This is a genomic window from Acidiphilium sp. PA, assembly GCF_026191915.1.
Classification (GTDB): Bacteria; Pseudomonadota; Alphaproteobacteria; order Acetobacterales; family Acetobacteraceae; genus Acidiphilium.
Genome location: NZ_JAIMBY010000039.1, coordinates 1 through 15,345 on the forward strand (window position 1 = coordinate 1; position 15,345 = coordinate 15,345).

Below are 15,345 nucleotides of genomic sequence, written 5' to 3' on the forward strand. Positions count from 1 at the left end.
GCTTGCCGCCACGGTCTCCGCTTTGGCATTGATCGGTTTGATCCGCGCGAGTTCGGCAACCTTCTCCCAGGGTGCCACGAAGCCCCACTCCGGCATGCAGAACTGCCGCTCGCGACCGTCGCCTTGGTGTACCGCAACGACACTCTGACCGGGTGAGACGTTCCATCGCAATGAGCGAGGAATTTTCGCACCGGGGGTGCCAATCAGGCGATCCAGCGATCCGTCAGGGAAGCTCTGGGCGATCCTGCCGCACATTAGGCATCGGTCTCAGCGGCAGGTTCGCCGCCACCCGATACCGCGTTGGCATGAAACGTGGCACGGATCTGATCGAACAGCGGCGGGTTGTTGTTGCGCACCCCCTGCCCGTCGATCAGGTCAAGACGGATCAGGCGCTGGCGGATCGCGGAGAGGCTCCTGCCGCATCTTACGCTGATGGTCCTTGGCTTCTCGTTGAAGAGAAACCCCTCATAGAGAATGCGGTCCTCGGCCTCGGTCCAGCGATGACCGAGCCCAGCGGGTTTGGTGCCGTCCAGCGCCATTGAAACACCTCATGAAAAACGAACCAGGCCATAAACGGGATTCGTGTCATGTCGCGTGACGGTGATCAAGGCGGGCACACAATTGAGCGTGTCGTCGCCCCGACCGTGCGGCATGAGTCGCGGCGTTTATCTGCAAGATCAAGATAACTCCAACAATGGCAATGATGCCGATTAGTGTCGATAAATGCACCACCTGGAGGGAACCTGTCATACACAGCCACCCCGGCATCGAAGATGTGGATACCATCGTTCAAAATCTTGGAATCGTCGATACCCGAAGGGTCCTGCTGCCCCAAGAGCGAATTGGTCGGGTCTACAACCGATGGGTTTCAGCCTCGCTGTGCGGTGCGTTGGTCAGGCGGCGCTCTGCATCGAACATGTAATCGCGCGTGATCGGAACGCGATCCCAGGTTTTTGCTAATTGGAGCTGGAATACCATGTTGGTGCGGCGGCGAAAGCCTATTTCGCAGAGCGTGAGATAGAATTCCCACATACGAAAGAAGCGCTCGTCGTAGATGTCCACGATTTCACTGCGGTGCACTGCGACACGCTGGCGCCAGCGCAACAGTGTTTCGGCATAATGGAGGCGGAGGATTTCGAGATCGGTGGTAAACAGGCCGCTGGCTTCGACCGAAGTGAACAATTCTGACAGTGAAGGCGCATCGGCCCCCGGAAAGATGTGCTTGCGGATGAACGGATTGATCGCGCCGGGAATACCCGCATCGCCAATGGCGTGGAGCAGGGCAACGCCGTCAGGGTTCAGCAAATTACCGAGAACGCGAAAAAAATCGTTATAATTTCTCTTGCCGACATGTTCGAACATGCCGACCGACACGATCCGGTCATAGTGCCCGGTCTCCTGCCGGTAATCACGCAGTTCGAACCGGACACGGTCGGCGAGGCCAGCCGCGGCCGCGCGATCCTGGCTGACTTTATGCTGTTCGACGCTGAGGGTCAGACCGGTGACATCGGCATCGGCCACGCGCGCCAGATACAAAGCCAGTCCACCCCAGCCTGAGCCGATATCGAGAATTTTCAGACCCGGGCGATCCAGGATAAGCTTGGCGGCAATATGCCGTTTCTTGTTCTCCTGCGCCTGTTCGAGCGTGTCATCGGGCGTACGAAAATAGGCGCAGGAATATTGCTGATCATTATCAAGAAAAAGCCTGTATAGATCTCCAGAAAGATCATAATGAGTGGCGACGTTTCGCCGCGCCTTGGCAATGGGATTGTATTGTTTGATCAGTCTGCGACCTCGGCCGAGTAATGCCATCCACGCATTATCGTCCTGATGCGCCATGTTGCGGGCGAGAATGTCGATGAAATCGTATAGAGACCCCGAGTCGATCGTCAACGTTCCATCCATGTAGGCTTCGCCGATCATCAGGCTCGGATTGAGTGCCAACTGGAAATCGGTTCGGCGGGACGCGACACGGACGGCCACCAACGGTGGGGAACCGTCGCCGATCAAATGGGGCCGACCGGTGCTATCGATGATGCAAAGACCGCCGCTGCGGATGACTGTCTTCAGGAGCGCGGCAAACATGTTGAGCTTCTCCGGATGCAGTTCTCATTGGCATATGGCCAAAGCACAACAGCGTTTCAATTGGCATGATGTTGCCTCAGTATGATCCGTTTATCACGGCGATGTCGTGGCAATTTCACAGTCTTTGCTGAATCATCGAAATGGGCCGGCCTTTTATGATGACCGCGGAAAGTCATTCAGGGTCGTTCCCGCCTGCCACGGCCCTGCCCGTCCCGGCAAGGGTGAAGGCCGCATAGGGCGGCCCGCACGCCGGTAGAGGCGCACGCCCTTGCCCGGCCGGTCAGGCCGCGGCCGCGCGATGGTTGTCTTCAGGAAGAAGATAACCCCAAAATCAAGGATCAGAAAATGAGCAGCACCTACAATGTGGTCGCGCTACACCCGACGCCGACCGTCCTCCTCGCGTCCCACGCCGCTCGGAACAACACTGGACCGATCGTCCGCACGACGGAAGCGTTCCGCGCTATGCTGGATGCGCCAGAATCGCCTGCCGAACTGGCGCTTCTTCGCCTGATTCGTGCCGACGTCTCCAAAGGCGCGTTGGCCGGATATATCACCTGGTCGCTCGACGCCGTGTGCAACACCATCATTATCCGCCAGTGGCCGTCCTGCCGGATGCTGGATCTCGTGCCCTTCCCGATCGACAAGCTCGATCAGGCCAGTCGCGCGCTTCGTTTCGCGGCCCGGATCACGGCCGATACAGCGACCCTCGGCATCGCCGATGATCCCGACCCGGCACTGAAAGATGAAACCGGCCGCCCGATCGGCTCACGCGTGGGCGTCTTCCCCTGATTGGGGAAGCGTTCAGCGAGGCGCCGGGCTGACATCACAAACCGGCTCCACAAAGCCAAGCCAAGACAGGCACGGTCAATAAGGTCAGATCAGATCAGATCAGATCAAACTACACGATAAAAAACATCGCACTGCCACCGCCCGGAGAGGCCGGCAAGGGTTCGCCATCCTCGCCTGCCAAGGGGCAGGCTTCGCATGGCTCAGTTCCCGCGGCAGGTCCCGGAGGGACCCGGCCGCGCCCTTGCCTGCCTCTGCGGCCGGCGGCCGTTCGATGGAGTCTTCAAACAGAAGATAACATCGAAAGGAAAACGACGATGAACGACCAAACCCGCATCAAGGTCCGCTACAGCACAGTGGATCGCTACAGCGAAACCCGCGAGTTCGACACCATCGAACCTGCCCGGGAATTCGCCCAATCTTGGCTCGGCCGCCATCCCGAAATGGGTTGCGGCTACGCGATCAGCGGTGACGGCATCGGCAAGATCGAGGTGGCCGGCACCACCCTCGCCACCCTGTTCCCGGAGGCCGTGTGATGAGCATCAGCTTTATGCCCTACGTCCTCAACACCGCGGACAATGTCTGGACCATCGCACCAGGATGCGAGACCGACGATGACCGGTTCGACATCAATATGTGCAACGCCAATGCGCTCGATGTGCTGGAAGCCCTTGGTTACCCGGATATGAGCGTCAGCGACGAGCCGGTCTCGATCGAGCTGTTCCTCGATCGCACGACCCGCGCGTTGCGCGGTGCGATCGATCGGCCCTCACCCGCGCAGGAGATCCGCACGAGCAACACCGACTACGGCATGGCGATCATCATCGGCGCTCGCACAGAGGGATATGTCCAGAAACGCCTGCACCAGCTCGCCGTCATGGCACGCGAAAGCCGTGCCAACGGTGCCACCCACATCGGCTGGTCATGAGGAGATGACGATGCAAGAGGCCCCTCCTTCATTGTGCGCCGCCTGATCTCGGACTGGCTCAGCCAGTCCGATACCGGCTTGCGCCGCGGGGTCAAACCAAGCGTCAGCCAGCAACTCGGAGCACGGTATCAGACAAACCCGGGCAGCTATTATGAAAACGATCGACCGTTCGGCATCATCGTTCCGGACGATCGTTGTGACCAGGATTGCGGTGGCGACCATGAGGGTTCCGCGCCCTGGACACATGCTGTCGGCAGCGGTGTCATCAAAATTTTCTCCTGAGCAGAGTTGGCTCTGACGGGCGGATGTCGCCTCAGGGTGTCATGACTGCAATGAATGTTGACTCTTGCTCATGTTTCTCGCTCGAGCGATGCGGATCACGCCTCTGTTGCCGCCTACGCCTGAAACTGAGGTTTTCCAGGTAATGGTCGACGCCATCTTGCTCGAACTGAACGACGAACGTACGGTTCAGTGCGGACGCTACATGATGCTGGAAACAATAGCCGGTTTGTGCGAACAACACATCATCAAGCTGCCCGCCGCAGCAGCCCGATAAACCCGGCCCACCCGGCCGGAGAGCGCGATGACGTAGCCATCTCTGCACCACTCCATGGGGCACGATCTATAGGACCCCCGATGTAAGATACAGGAACCGCCATGAAAATTAAAGAACGCCCAGAGTTCAGGAACAAGCCTAAACCAGTCATTTTTCAGGCGGGTCAATCGGTGGCCGAAGCGGTCGCGGTGATGGCGGAGCGCAACATTGGCTCGGTGGTCATCACAGGCGATGGCGGTAGTCTCGACGGTATTATGACCGAACGTGACCTGCTCCGTCGCTTGCTGGCTCTTGGGCGTGATCCAAACACCACCACTATCGGCGAGATCATGACACGTGAATTACGGGTCGCTCAGGCCAATGACGAAGTAATCGATTGGATACGCCAAATGTCCAATGATAGGTTCCCACATTTGCCCGTGGTTGATGAAAACGGCCAGATTCTTGCGGTTATGTCGCTGGGTGATTTTACTCACCAGTCGGTAATTAAGGCGACATTTTGCTAGACGTATGGTTACGAGTATGATATAAATCTGGAATGAAATGTGACGGTCGAAGGTTTGATCATCGTACCCTGGAAACCATCCGATTGATGGCCGTAGAGCGAGTGCGGGAGGGCGAAGCGGCTTCCTCAGTGATTGCTTCATACGGGTTCAGCCGCACGACGATTTATAAATGGCTTGCTGCGGCATCGAAGCCCGGGGTCGGGATGAAAGCGTTGCGGTCACGTCCGGCAACCGGCCGGCCACGGCGCCTGACGCGACGCCAGGAGCAGCAGGTGTTGCGTTGGGTCAATGGCCGAGATCCACGCCAATACGGCATGGATTTCGGGTTGTGGACGCGGCACGTTGTAGCTGAACTGATCGAGCGCAAGTTCGGTATCCAACTCGGTGTGACGGCGGTGGGCGAACTGCTGGCGAAGCTGGGCCTGACGCCGCAAAAGCCGTTGCAGCGTGCCTATCAGCGCGACCCGGAGGCGATCGAGGCATGGCGACGCGAGCGGTTTCCTGAAATCGCCAAGCAGGCAAAGTCTTGTGGCGGCGACGTCTTTTTCTGGGACGAGTCCGGTTTCCGGGCCGACGCAGTGCATGGCAAGACGTGGGGCGTGAAGGGGCAGACGCCGATCATCGAGCGTCCTGGTCAGCGGCAATCGATCAGCGCCGCCTCGGCGATCACGGCGCGCGGCGGGTTCTGGTATTGCACCTACGAAGGCGGGCTGAATGCTGAGTTGTTCGTCGTGCTGCTACGCCGGATGATGCGGTACCGCATAAGGCCGGTACACCTGGTCCTCGACGGGTTGCCGGCCCACAAAACAGCGCTGGTGAGAGCCTACGTGGCGTCGACCAATGGAATGCTGACGTTGCATTTTCTTCCTGGCTACGCCCCTGACCTGAACCCCGATGAACTGGTCTGGAGCCATATGAAGCGCACGGGCGTCGCCAGAACTCCGTTACGCCAAGGCGAAAAACTTCAAGACAAAATCGAAGCCCAACTCGCCGCCATCAAGCGCAAACCACGTCTCGTCCAATCATTTTTTAAAGCACCGACTGTCGCCTATATTACCGACTGCTGAGTAAACTGACCCATCTTCGAACGTTTCGTTGATCGGACGGAGAGAGATAAGCGCATTCCATTGGGTGCGCTTATCTTGCTGCATATAGGCAATGTATGTCCCCCGGACCGCGTACCTCAGCTAGAAAAGCGTGGGAAGTATGTGCAGCATCGCCTCCACGACCAACCGCAGCAATACCAAGCGCGGGGCCACGCCGAAATGGTGCCGGCGTGAACGGCTGGATCAATGATCAGTCCGCGTTGGTAAAATTGCTTGCATAGTAAATCGCGATCCAGCCGTATCGCCGGAGAACGGCTTTGGCCCAGGCCATCGTGATCCGTCCGTTATCCCAAACCGACTGGCTCACATTACGGTGAATTCGCTCATCTATATTTTTCGCTCCGGCTTTTGCATCTGGGTGGGCGAGACAATCCGCCATGGCGCCAGCATGATCGGCAGTGAGTCATTATTTTTAAGCCGCATGCTGTTCTAGATGATATTGATCCTCACGAAATCTTTCTGCATCAGCCCCATTTTCGGCAGAATCATGCGGAAACACGTCTATAATCTCACCTCTGAAAAAGGTCGCCGCGGTCTCGTGGATTTCGTTTGTACCCAGCGCTTTCGGGCCGTGAAAGATGCGCTCGGCACAATCTTGGATCGAGCGGAAATCATCCGGCTGGCATGCCATCAATCCAAGTACGATATTATCTTTGGCAAAATACCGAGGCTCCTCCACAATTCTGAATCCAAGTCGGCTATACAAACTCATGTGGGGGACTCGAACAGAAGCGAAAACCACATGGGTCCGCATTGCGATTGCCACAATTTTTAGCATTTTGAAAAGGGCCATCGTAATCCCCAGGTCAGACTCACATTCGGGGATCTTGGCTAGTTTTGAGATCTCAATGGCCCGCACATCAGAAACGTTCTGGCAGAATCGCGTACGGATTTTTTCGGCGGTCAGTTCAAATAATTCCGCTGATGGGAGCTTATCAGTCACACTGGTCGATTGCGTGGAATCGAAATTACACAGCCGAACTGTGCCGACCGCCTTACCGTTGTCATAAATCACTACAGACGGGGCATGGTACTCATTGTCGAAGTGATCATATAGAATTCCTCGAGGATTAGCGTCGATATACCCATGAGCCAAATATCCTTCGTATCGGATACGATAGGCCTGCTCCTTGATTGGGGATGTGCATGCATAGCGCGCTTGGAGAGATCTGCGAACACGCCGATTAGGGGCAGCGAAATTTCGTAGCGAGTTTGTCTCGCTATGGTTTAACTTTTGGGGCATTAGCTCTCTCCACGTCATTAGTAATAATTTACCGTCAGTAGCTCTTTCATCGTTGAACTAAACCTAGAGTTGTAGTCTCGGGTACGAACCGTCGTTGAGCAGGAGACGGTATGACGGTCTCATGCAAACGAAGCTCTGCTCTTGTAAGAATATTTCCCAGAAGAGGCCTCAAGCAGCGACGGACCAGTTTTTGATAGGTTTAGCAAGGTCACGCAGATCGTTGATTCGCAATAGCTATGGTCCAAAGCTTAGCTAATCGCTTGAAACTCATAGCGCTTCTGGCTGAATACTGAGTTAATTAAAAATAATGAAAATAATGTCATACGTTACATTATCAACATTGATTACGTGAGTTTTTTGCGGAGTTCTGCGCGTGTGTACTGCAGCCTGGTATAGTTGCACGTCTCAAACCCAGTCGACGGCCGCCTGCCGCCGTAGTGATGCCCGATTTCCTTGGAAAAAATTGGATTAATCTTCCTTTTTCATCCAGGTGGGTGCATCGGTGCGCTGAGTCGGCGGATGTTCTCTTGCAACAAAGGAATTTCTCGATGCAATGAGTGCCTCCATACCGGCAGTGCGTCGCGCGTAGAGCTTCGAATTTGATTAAGTTTGCGGCCGCGTCCTGGTCGCCGGTTTCGACGGCAGCGCGGTCAGTCGGATGCTGGTGCCGAGCAGCCCGATGCGGCAGATCGGGCAATCCGGGTGACCGATTGCTTCAGCGCCTCTTTCACCGACCGGCACTCCCCCGGTCGCGTTGAGCACGATATATGCACACGGCTGCTACAGTGGTTGTTTGGCCTTCTTGGATACAGAATTGGGCTCTTCCTCAATTCGTGTGATCGTGGTGCTGCTTGACGGATGGAACGGAGATTGGGCTGATGTGGCATGATCAAAAATGCAATATGGGTGCTTGGATCTGGCCTCGAGCTCTTGGGGTCGGAGTGCCGCGACGGGCGCTGGACGGTCTCGGCCGTGGGACGGGGGAGCGCTCGTTGTCCCGGATGTGATGTGCGATCTAGCCGGCGTCACGGTTCGCAGGTTCGCCTTCTGCAGGACCTGCCGGCTCAGGGGACGCCGGTCACGCTGCGCATCTGCCTTTCACGATGGCGATGTCAGAACCAAGGGTGCGCGCGCAAGACGTTCAGCGATCGGCTTCCCAAAATCGCCCCACCGTCTGCTCGAAGGACCTGCCGGGTGGCCGATTTGACCCGGCTCTTCGGCCATGCCGCCGGCGGTCGTCCGGCAGAGCGCCTGATGGTTAGCCTGGGGCTGCCACAGAGTGATGACACGATTTTGCGTCATCTCAAGCGCCATGCTGGCGCGCCCGCCGAGGCCGCAACGGTGCGGGTGGTCGGGGTAGATGACTGGGCTTGGCAGAAGGGGTTCCGCTACGGGACGATCATGGTCGACCTTGAACGTCGCGAGGGGGTTGACGTGCTGCCTGACCGTTCGGCAGAGGCCACCGGCCATTGGCTGGCGCAGCATCCCGGTATTGAGATCGTCAGCCGAGATCGCGCCGGTCTCTACGCGGAAGGCGCTCGCCAGGGCGCGCCGCAGGCCAAGCAGGTGGCCGATCGCTTCCACTTGCTGCAGAACTTCCAGAAGACGGTCGAGCAGCAATTGAGCCGCGCGCCTCGGCCCAACAGGCAACCCTCGCCGTCGCTTACCGAGGCCGAGCCCGTGATCCTCGCTGAATGGATTGGTCACGGGCGGCAGCCAGCGTTGATAGAACATCGGCAACTGGGTTCAATAGGCCGCAGGGCCGTTAATACGGACAAGTTCAACCAGGTCAAAGCTTTGCAACTTTCCGGTCACCGCATCACCGCAATTGTCCGTCAGACGAAATTCAGTCGGCGCACCGTTACGAAATGGATGCAACTCGATGCGCTGCCAGAGCGCAACGTGATGGCGCCGAAGCCGAACACACCAAGCGGTTTTCACGACCATCTTGCTCGACGCTGGGCCGAGGGCTGCACGTCCGGGCGGGCCTTGCTGCTGGAGATCAGAGACCTTGGCTACACCGGCAGCCTATCTCATCTGGGCCGGCTGCTGGCGGGTTGGCACCGTGCCGGGCGCCCTGTCACTGTCGATGCCGCCGCGACTACCACGCCCAATTTGATCGATCCGTTGACCGGACATCTGGTCTCGCCGATCGTGGCCGCTGCATTGTGTGTCAAGCCGCGCGGCTTGCTGACGGACGCCCAAGCGGCAAAAGTGGATGCGTTCAAGACAATATCTCCCGCATTCGCCACGATGCGAGCATTGGCCATGCGCTTCAGGGGCATTCTACGCGGCGGCGACGTCGAAAAGCTCTCCGTCTGGCTGCATGACGCCGACCTCTCAACACTTTATGGTATTCGCCGCTTCGTCCATACGCTGCGCCAAGATTTGGCGGCGGTTGGCAATGCAATAACCGAAACCTGGAGCAACGGTCAGACTGAAGGTCAGATCAACCGACTGAACACGCTGAAACGGGCGATGTACGGCCGTGCGGGCGTCGATTTGCTCCGCGCGCGAATGATGCCCCTCAGAGTCGACCCGAATCACACGAATTGAGGCAGAGCCCTTTAAGGGAAACTGACAGGATCTGCCGCCACTGGAAACCGGTCGACAGCATGTAGAAGATGGCCTCCACAATCCTTTGCAGCACCACCGTGCGGGGCCGGCCTCGATGCGGCGGCAAGGGCATGAATGGTTCGATCAAGGCCCATTCGGCGTCGGTGAGGTCGCTTGCGTAGCGCAATCCGGCCCGGCAATATCGTTGCCGAGCGGTTTCAGTCCAAGCCATTGGGAATCCGTCTGTTGTTGCAAACCGACAGAATCACAACCTACTGAAATCGCTCAACTATCTTTTGCGGTCAGGCTCTCAGACTGTTTGGCGGCTTCGATCCAGCGGCCAACTGCTTCGTCGTTCCACCGTTTAACACGCCCCGGAATCACCGCAAGGGTATCTGCTCGTCATATCCCGTTCCCTCGCTCATCGCTTTTGCGAAAATAGTGGGGTTTGTGGTGATGCCAACGATGTCGCTTTTAGCGACCATCTGCGCCAGGCTCCCTGACGTAATCTGGGACCTACTGAGATCGTCGAGCCAGATCGAAACCTTCGCTTGGGCTAACCCATCTTATTCGCGGCATGTCAGGGATTCGCTGGCGGGCATGGTATAAGTCGTTGATTTTGAGCAGAAGTATGGGTGCTGACGCCAACCTTGCTCGAACCGGACTGTGCCACGCCCGCCATGATCGAAAATACCCTGTTTCCGTTTTCTCTACCATCCGTGCGGCGCAAGAAAGTCATGGCGGCGTTTGATGGCGGGCGGCTGACGTCCGATGGCGGGGTCATGCTTCTGGGCGCGGTTGAAAAGTCGCTCGGCATTGCGACAAAGCTCGCCAGGTTGATTGCCGATCCGCGCAATCCGCGGCTCATCACCCACAGCGTCGCCGATATCCTGCGCGCGCGCATGCTGGCCATTGCGTGCGGCTATGAGGATGGCGATGATCTCGATCACCTGCGGGGTGATCCCGGCTTCAAACTGGCCTGCGGACGGCTGCCCGACAGTGACGCCGACCTGTGCTCGCAACCGACCATCTCGCGCTGGGAAAATCAGCCCGATCTGCGCGCGGTGATCCGCATGAGCTACGCCATGATCGACCTCTATTGCGCGAGCTACCCTGTCGCGCCTCGCAGCGTCACGCTCGAGATCGATGATACCGTCGATGTCGTGCTCGGACATCAGCAGCTTTCGCTGTTCAACGCGCATTACGACGAACGCTGCTTCCTGCCGATCCATGTCTATGACACCGCCACCTCGCGCCCGGTGGCGGTGCTGCTGCGGCCCGGTTCCACGCCTTCAGGCAAGGAAGTGCGCGGTTATCTGCGGCGCCTGGTGCGGCGGATCCGCCTGCACTGGCCGACAACCAGCATCACCATTCGCGGTGATGGTCATTACGGTCGCCCCGAGGTGATGGCATGGTGCGAGGCCAACGGCGTGAATTACATCCTTGGCCTGACTGGCAACGCGGTGCTGGATCGTCTGGTCGCGACTGCCGCCGACGATGTCCGGGTGCGGCGCGCCGAAGGACTGGAGCCTGTGGTACGCGACTTCACCGAAACCAGTTACGGTGCCAAATCCTGGCACTGCCAACGCCGGGTGGCGGCACGCATCGAGGCCAGCATGAAAGGTTTGGATATTCGCTACGTCGTCACCAACCTCGCCGGCGGTAGCGCCCGATGGCTTTACGAGACATTGTATTGCGCCCGCGGCCAAGCCGAAAATCTGATCAAGTTGCACAAAAGCCAGTTGTCGTCAGACCGCACGAGTTGCCGCTCGCCGCTTGCCAATCAGGTTCGCCTGATCCTGCATACCGGCGCTTACGGGCTGATGCTGAAGCTGCGTGACGCGATCCCCGTGCTGCAACCTTTGGGTAACGCCGAGTTCATCACCCTGCGCCTACGCCTGATCAAGATCGCCGCACGCATCACCGAAACCGCCACCCGCGTGCGCATCGCGCTCGCCGCAGCACATCCCGAGGCCGAACTGTTCGCAAGCCTGGCGCGATGCCTCCAGCCAGCCGGCCCATGACCGATGGGGCCAACGCCCCAGAGCCAGCCCAATCCGATCAACCCCCAACGCAGACCAAATCCCGAACCCAAAATGCGACCATGAATCGCAACGTTCACGCGCGGCCAAATTCCAAAACGGCAATCTTCACGCCGCTGAGTGAATAAGATGGGCAAAATCGCGTAGGGGGTTTGTCATTTCACGATCTCCTCGGCGGTTTGACGACCGCAAAGCAGAGAGGTCTCAATACACGCGAGAAGGGACGCAGGTCCGGGATAGATGGTTTCACAGCCGCCGCGACGTAGCTCGGCTTCACTGAAACCGCCGGACAGAAACCCGATTGCCCGAATTCCTGCCTTACGAGCGGCTTCAGCATCATAAGGTGTGTCACCGATGGCAATCGCTTCACCCGCGGATAGGCCGAGCTTTTGGAGCGTCACATCGAAAATGTCGGACTCAGGTTTGGATTGTTCTGCGTCCTCTGACGAGATGCTGGCATCCACCAGGTTCTCGATCTCAGCAATGGCGAGATAGGTCTCCAGTTCTGATTTTTTAGCTGATGATGCCACGGCGATTTTTAGCCCGTCGGCGCGAATGCGATGAAAAAGCTCCGGTACGGCTGCAAAGGGACGCACCATGGGAAGATACGTCGATTTGAAATGTTTTCCACGCCATTCTTCCATCTCTTCGCCATACGAAGTCTGCTGAGCCTCTGTAAGGAATACCGGTAGCAGCTTGTCGCCACCCTTCCCAATCTGGGATCGAGCCTGATCAAATGTAACGGGATGCCCGTATTCGGCCAGCGCGTCTCGCCACGCCCACGCATGAAGATCGACGGAATCGACCAACGTACCATCAACATCAAATATTACGGCCTTTACCATTTTCATCTTTCAGAAGTGCAGTGGCGGTTAAATTTTATCTATCAGCGCGGAGGCTTGCCGGGTTTGCTTGCGTAGGTCCTAAGGGTGAAGGACAACTTTGACGCAACCATCGACTTTGTCTCGAAACGTCTTGTAAAGTTCGGGCCCATCAGCGAGCGCAGCGCGGTGCGTAATCACGAATGAAAGATCGATGTCGCCATTTTCGACTTTCTCCAACGAATGGGGAAGGTATTTCTGAACCGGCGTCTGAGCCATTTTGAATGTCAGGCCGCGATTGATGGCCGAGCCCATAGGGATCTTATCAAGAAATCCGCCATAGACGCCGACGATGGAGATGGTGCCGAAATTGCGACAGCAGTTTATAGCCTGGCGCAGAACATGGGGCCGATCCGTTCCCATGAAGGTGGCGACTTTCACGCGGTCAATGATGGAGTCGATGGACCCGGTGGCACTTGCCTCCGTTCCGACGGCGTCGATACACGCATCGGCACCGCGACCATCCGTCAGGTCTTGAATTCGATCGTAGATATCCTCCTTTTTGAAATCCACGATTATAGCGCCGCATTGCTCGGCTAAGGCTAGCCTCTCAGGGACGGTGTCGATGGCGATCACCCTCCCGGCGCCAAGCATGAAAGCGCTGCGAATGGCGAACAGACCGACTGGACCACATCCCCAAACAGCGATCGTGTCTCCATTCTGAATCCCACAGTTTTCGGCCGCCATGTATCCAGTCGGAAAAATGTCCGATAAAAACAAGACCTGCTCGTCGTTCAAATGTTCAGGCACCTTTACAGGGCCGACATTTGCATAAGGTACCCGAAGGTATTCCGCCTGCCCACCAGCATATCCGCCTAGTATGTGTGAGTAACCGAACAGGCCGGCAGGGGAATGACCCCACGTTTTCTCAGCAATCTTGTAGTTCGGATTTGTCCGTTCACATCCAGAAAAAAATCCGCGCTTGCAGAAAAAGCATTCGCCGCAGGAAATGGTGAACGGGACAACTACCCGATCGCCGACTTTGAGATTGGATACATCTTGCCCGACCTCGACAACCTGTCCCATAGTCTCGTGGCCCAGGACGTCCCCTGCCTCCATGCCTGGGATGACTCCATCAAAAATATGTAAATCCGAGCCACATATTGCGCACGATGATACCTGAATAATCACATCTTTCGGATGTTGGATTTTTGGATCCGGCACCGTATCGCACCGGATGTCATTTTTGCCGTGCCAGCATAGAGCCTTCATGAGACGATCCTTAGGGTTAGTAGAAAAGTCGCTGCAGGTACCAATTTTCAACCGCAAAACCGAACGGTTAGGATGAAGTGGCTCACCTTCCGAATATCAGTATTCCGAGCCGTAACTCACGGTTACTCAAGATTGGCAGTACCGATCTGCTTGACAAGCGGAATCAAATGCTCGAATTTTCATTGCGGGATAAATTTGCGTATTTCGGCAGTAAGCTTGTCCGACAGTGAAACTATAATAATGCAAACAAATTCAGCGCGACCTCGCGCTGGTGGGGTCGGCGCCAATGGTGGAAAAGATAGAGATCCTGCCAGGTCCCGAAAACCGGTCGCCCGTCTGCCACTGCAATGCTGATCTGGGTTTCGGTCAGCATCGTCCGTAGATGGGCCGGCGTATCATCCGGTCATTCGTCCTCATGTGCATAGCGCCGGTCTCTTAGGAACCAGCGCTTCGAAAAAAACCGGAAGATATCGGCCCGCATGGTGGGGTCAGCGTTTTCCTGAACCGTGAGGGAGGTCGACGTGTGTCGGCACCTTACTTTCGACAATCCGGTCGGAATGGCCTGCGCCGCAGTCTACTCGATTATCAGCCGGATGACCTCGGTCAGTCCCTTGCTCCTGGTCTCGATGGTCAATCGATGCCACGCCTATCTCATCCCCACATCCGTCGCGCGTCACCTGCTTTCCCGAGTCGATCGCGTTGGCGTAGATTGCGCTGGGGGGGAGATGGGCATGACGGGGCCATTTCCGGACCAGGTCGAGCGGGATGTCGGCGAAGGGCATTGTCAAGTTGATCGGATGAGGAGCGATTTGACCGAGACCCGATTGATCAGGCGGCCAGGTTGGCGGCGTGGTTGGCTGTGACAATGGATTCTGGCCCACTTGTGCTGACGAATATTGGCCCACCTCCGGGGGTTGGACAGGCAGTGCCGCCCCGCGGGGCGGCACTGCCTGTCAGCGGTTGTTTTTCTCCTTCCTGTTCATGATTTGCTGGCCGTCCGTTGCGCCGTGGTGCGGCGGAAGCGGTAGGAGTCCGTGCCGGTTGTGATGATGTGGGCACGGTCGGTCAGGCGGTCGATCAGCGCCTTGCACAGGCGCGGATTGGGGATGACCTGCGACCATTCGGAGAACGGCAGGTTGGTGGTGACGATCACCGCCGCCTTCTCCGCCCGGTCGGCGATCACCTGGAACATCAACTCGCACGCGGTCTCCGCCAGCGGCACGTAGCCGAGCTCGTCGATGCAGATCAGGTCGAGCCGTTCCCAGCGGCCGAGTGCGCGGCTGAGCTGATTGGCGTGCGCCGCCTCTGCCAGTTCGTTGATCATCGCGGTCGCCGTGGTGAACCGCACCCGCCGGCGCTGACGGCAGGCGGCCACGCATAACCCCGTCGCCAGATGCGTCTTCCCTGTGCCCGCTTCGCCGATCAATAGGATCGGCTCCGCCTT

The 15,345-nt window shown here is 57.5% G+C and carries 17 protein-coding genes and 2 pseudogenes; 9 read left to right on the forward strand and 10 right to left on the reverse strand.

Going from position 1 to position 15,345, the window contains the following annotated elements:
* From AruPA_RS21890 to AruPA_RS20235, 3 genes are all read right to left on the reverse strand, one after another.
* A partial coding sequence (locus AruPA_RS21890; RefSeq protein ID WP_408859067.1) for an SOS response-associated peptidase family protein occupies nt 1-255 on the reverse strand: 255 nt, incomplete at its 3' end.
* Nucleotides 255-539, reverse strand: a complete 285-nt coding sequence (locus AruPA_RS20230) for a hypothetical protein (protein ID WP_265638555.1) — start codon at nt 537-539, stop codon at nt 255-257. The genes AruPA_RS21890 and AruPA_RS20230, both read right to left, overlap by 1 nt.
* Before the next feature lie 313 nt (nt 540-852).
* A complete protein-coding gene (locus AruPA_RS20235) occupies nt 853-2,085 on the reverse strand; it encodes a cyclopropane-fatty-acyl-phospholipid synthase family protein (RefSeq protein ID WP_265638556.1) in 1,233 nt (410 codons plus the stop codon).
* A 345-nt stretch (nt 2,086-2,430) separates the two neighbouring features.
* On the opposite strand from AruPA_RS20235, the gene AruPA_RS20240 reads away from it, so the two are divergent.
* The 7 genes from AruPA_RS20240 to AruPA_RS20270 all read left to right on the forward strand — a co-directional run bounded on the left by AruPA_RS20240 (nt 2,431) and on the right by AruPA_RS20270 (nt 5,928).
* Entirely contained in the window at nt 2,431-2,874 is a 444-nt protein-coding gene (locus tag AruPA_RS20240; protein ID WP_265638557.1) for a hypothetical protein, read from the forward strand.
* 314 nt (nt 2,875-3,188) lie between these two features.
* Nucleotides 3,189-3,407 (forward strand): hypothetical protein, encoded by a 219-nt coding sequence (locus AruPA_RS20245; protein ID WP_265638558.1) that lies wholly within the window; start codon nt 3,189-3,191, stop codon nt 3,405-3,407.
* Nucleotides 3,407-3,799 (forward strand): hypothetical protein, encoded by a 393-nt coding sequence (locus AruPA_RS20250; RefSeq protein ID WP_265638559.1) that lies wholly within the window; start codon nt 3,407-3,409, stop codon nt 3,797-3,799. Before AruPA_RS20245 ends, AruPA_RS20250 begins: the two co-directional genes overlap by 1 nt.
* Nucleotides 3,800-3,832: 33 nt before the next feature.
* Nucleotides 3,833-4,081 carry a hypothetical protein gene (locus tag AruPA_RS20255; RefSeq protein ID WP_265638560.1) on the forward strand — a complete coding sequence of 83 codons (249 nt, stop codon included), beginning with the start codon at nt 3,833-3,835 and terminating at the stop codon, nt 4,079-4,081.
* Nucleotides 4,082-4,223: 142 nt separating this feature from the next.
* The gene (locus tag AruPA_RS20260) at nt 4,224-4,355 is read left to right on the forward strand and encodes a hypothetical protein (protein WP_265638561.1); all 132 of its coding nucleotides are present in this window, start codon (nt 4,224-4,226) and stop codon (nt 4,353-4,355) included.
* 101 nt (nt 4,356-4,456) lie between these two features.
* Nucleotides 4,457-4,861, forward strand: a complete 405-nt coding sequence (locus AruPA_RS20265; protein WP_265638562.1) for a CBS domain-containing protein — start codon at nt 4,457-4,459, stop codon at nt 4,859-4,861.
* A gap of 32 nt (nt 4,862-4,893) precedes the next feature.
* The gene (locus AruPA_RS20270; protein ID WP_265638563.1) at nt 4,894-5,928 is read left to right on the forward strand and encodes an IS630 family transposase; all 1,035 of its coding nucleotides are present in this window, start codon (nt 4,894-4,896) and stop codon (nt 5,926-5,928) included.
* A 451-nt stretch (nt 5,929-6,379) separates the two neighbouring features.
* On the opposite strand, the gene AruPA_RS20275 is transcribed toward AruPA_RS20270, so the two are convergent.
* Entirely contained in the window at nt 6,380-7,228 is an 849-nt protein-coding gene (locus AruPA_RS20275) for an N-acyl amino acid synthase FeeM domain-containing protein (protein ID WP_408859069.1), read from the reverse strand.
* A 912-nt stretch (nt 7,229-8,140) separates the two neighbouring features.
* Here AruPA_RS20275 and AruPA_RS20280 point away from each other — a divergent pair.
* The gene (locus AruPA_RS20280) at nt 8,141-9,766 is read left to right on the forward strand and encodes an ISL3 family transposase (RefSeq protein WP_408859072.1); all 1,626 of its coding nucleotides are present in this window, start codon (nt 8,141-8,143) and stop codon (nt 9,764-9,766) included.
* A gap of 28 nt (nt 9,767-9,794) precedes the next feature.
* On the opposite strand, the pseudogene AruPA_RS20285 reads toward AruPA_RS20280, so the two are convergent.
* A pseudogene (locus AruPA_RS20285) lies at nt 9,795-9,998 on the reverse strand (transposase); the annotation flags it as partial.
* A gap of 148 nt (nt 9,999-10,146) precedes the next feature.
* Complete coding sequence (locus AruPA_RS21895) at nt 10,147-10,305, reverse strand: transaldolase family protein (RefSeq protein WP_408859074.1); 159 nt, start codon at nt 10,303-10,305, stop codon at nt 10,147-10,149.
* A gap of 141 nt (nt 10,306-10,446) precedes the next feature.
* Between AruPA_RS21895 and AruPA_RS20290 the strand changes: the two genes are divergently transcribed.
* Nucleotides 10,447-11,790: an IS1380 family transposase gene (locus AruPA_RS20290; RefSeq protein WP_265638569.1), complete on the forward strand. Its 1,344-nt coding sequence runs from the start codon at nt 10,447-10,449 to the stop codon at nt 11,788-11,790.
* Nucleotides 11,791-11,963: 173 nt separating this feature from the next.
* On the opposite strand, the gene AruPA_RS20295 is transcribed toward AruPA_RS20290, so the two are convergent.
* From AruPA_RS20295 to AruPA_RS20310, 4 genes and pseudogenes are all read right to left on the reverse strand, one after another.
* Nucleotides 11,964-12,659: an HAD family hydrolase gene (locus AruPA_RS20295; protein ID WP_265638566.1), complete on the reverse strand. Its 696-nt coding sequence runs from the start codon at nt 12,657-12,659 to the stop codon at nt 11,964-11,966.
* 72 nt (nt 12,660-12,731) lie between these two features.
* On the reverse strand, nt 12,732-13,901 hold the full coding sequence (locus AruPA_RS20300) for a zinc-dependent alcohol dehydrogenase (RefSeq protein WP_265638567.1): 1,170 nt from the start codon (nt 13,899-13,901) through the stop codon (nt 12,732-12,734).
* Between the two features lie 232 nt (nt 13,902-14,133).
* A pseudogene (locus AruPA_RS20305) lies at nt 14,134-14,460 on the reverse strand (secondary thiamine-phosphate synthase enzyme YjbQ).
* A gap of 420 nt (nt 14,461-14,880) precedes the next feature.
* Nucleotides 14,881-15,345 (reverse strand): ATP-binding protein (locus AruPA_RS20310; protein ID WP_265638568.1); only part of this gene is annotated, 465 nt, incomplete at its 5' end.

Bases quoted from the DNA above. Each gene is read 5' to 3' on its own strand.
- AruPA_RS20230 (WP_265638555.1), bottom strand. From the start codon at position 539: ATGGCGCTGGACGGCACCAAACCCGCTGGGCTCGGTCATCGCTGGACC.
- AruPA_RS20235 (WP_265638556.1), bottom strand. From the start codon at position 2,085: ATGTTTGCCGCGCTCCTGAAGACAGTCATCCGCAGCGGCGGTCTTTGC.
- AruPA_RS20240 (WP_265638557.1), top strand. From the start codon at position 2,431: ATGAGCAGCACCTACAATGTGGTCGCGCTACACCCGACGCCGACCGTC.
- AruPA_RS20245 (WP_265638558.1), top strand. From the start codon at position 3,189: ATGAACGACCAAACCCGCATCAAGGTCCGCTACAGCACAGTGGATCGC.
- AruPA_RS20250 (WP_265638559.1), top strand. From the start codon at position 3,407: ATGAGCATCAGCTTTATGCCCTACGTCCTCAACACCGCGGACAATGTC.
- AruPA_RS20260 (WP_265638561.1), top strand. From the start codon at position 4,224: ATGGTCGACGCCATCTTGCTCGAACTGAACGACGAACGTACGGTTCAG.
- AruPA_RS20265 (WP_265638562.1), top strand. From the start codon at position 4,457: ATGAAAATTAAAGAACGCCCAGAGTTCAGGAACAAGCCTAAACCAGTC.
- AruPA_RS20270 (WP_265638563.1), top strand. From the start codon at position 4,894: ATGAAATGTGACGGTCGAAGGTTTGATCATCGTACCCTGGAAACCATC.
- AruPA_RS20275 (WP_408859069.1), bottom strand. From the start codon at position 7,228: ATGACGTGGAGAGAGCTAATGCCCCAAAAGTTAAACCATAGCGAGACA.
- AruPA_RS20290 (WP_265638569.1), top strand. From the start codon at position 10,447: ATGATCGAAAATACCCTGTTTCCGTTTTCTCTACCATCCGTGCGGCGC.
- AruPA_RS20295 (WP_265638566.1), bottom strand. From the start codon at position 12,659: ATGAAAATGGTAAAGGCCGTAATATTTGATGTTGATGGTACGTTGGTC.
- AruPA_RS20300 (WP_265638567.1), bottom strand. From the start codon at position 13,901: ATGAAGGCTCTATGCTGGCACGGCAAAAATGACATCCGGTGCGATACG.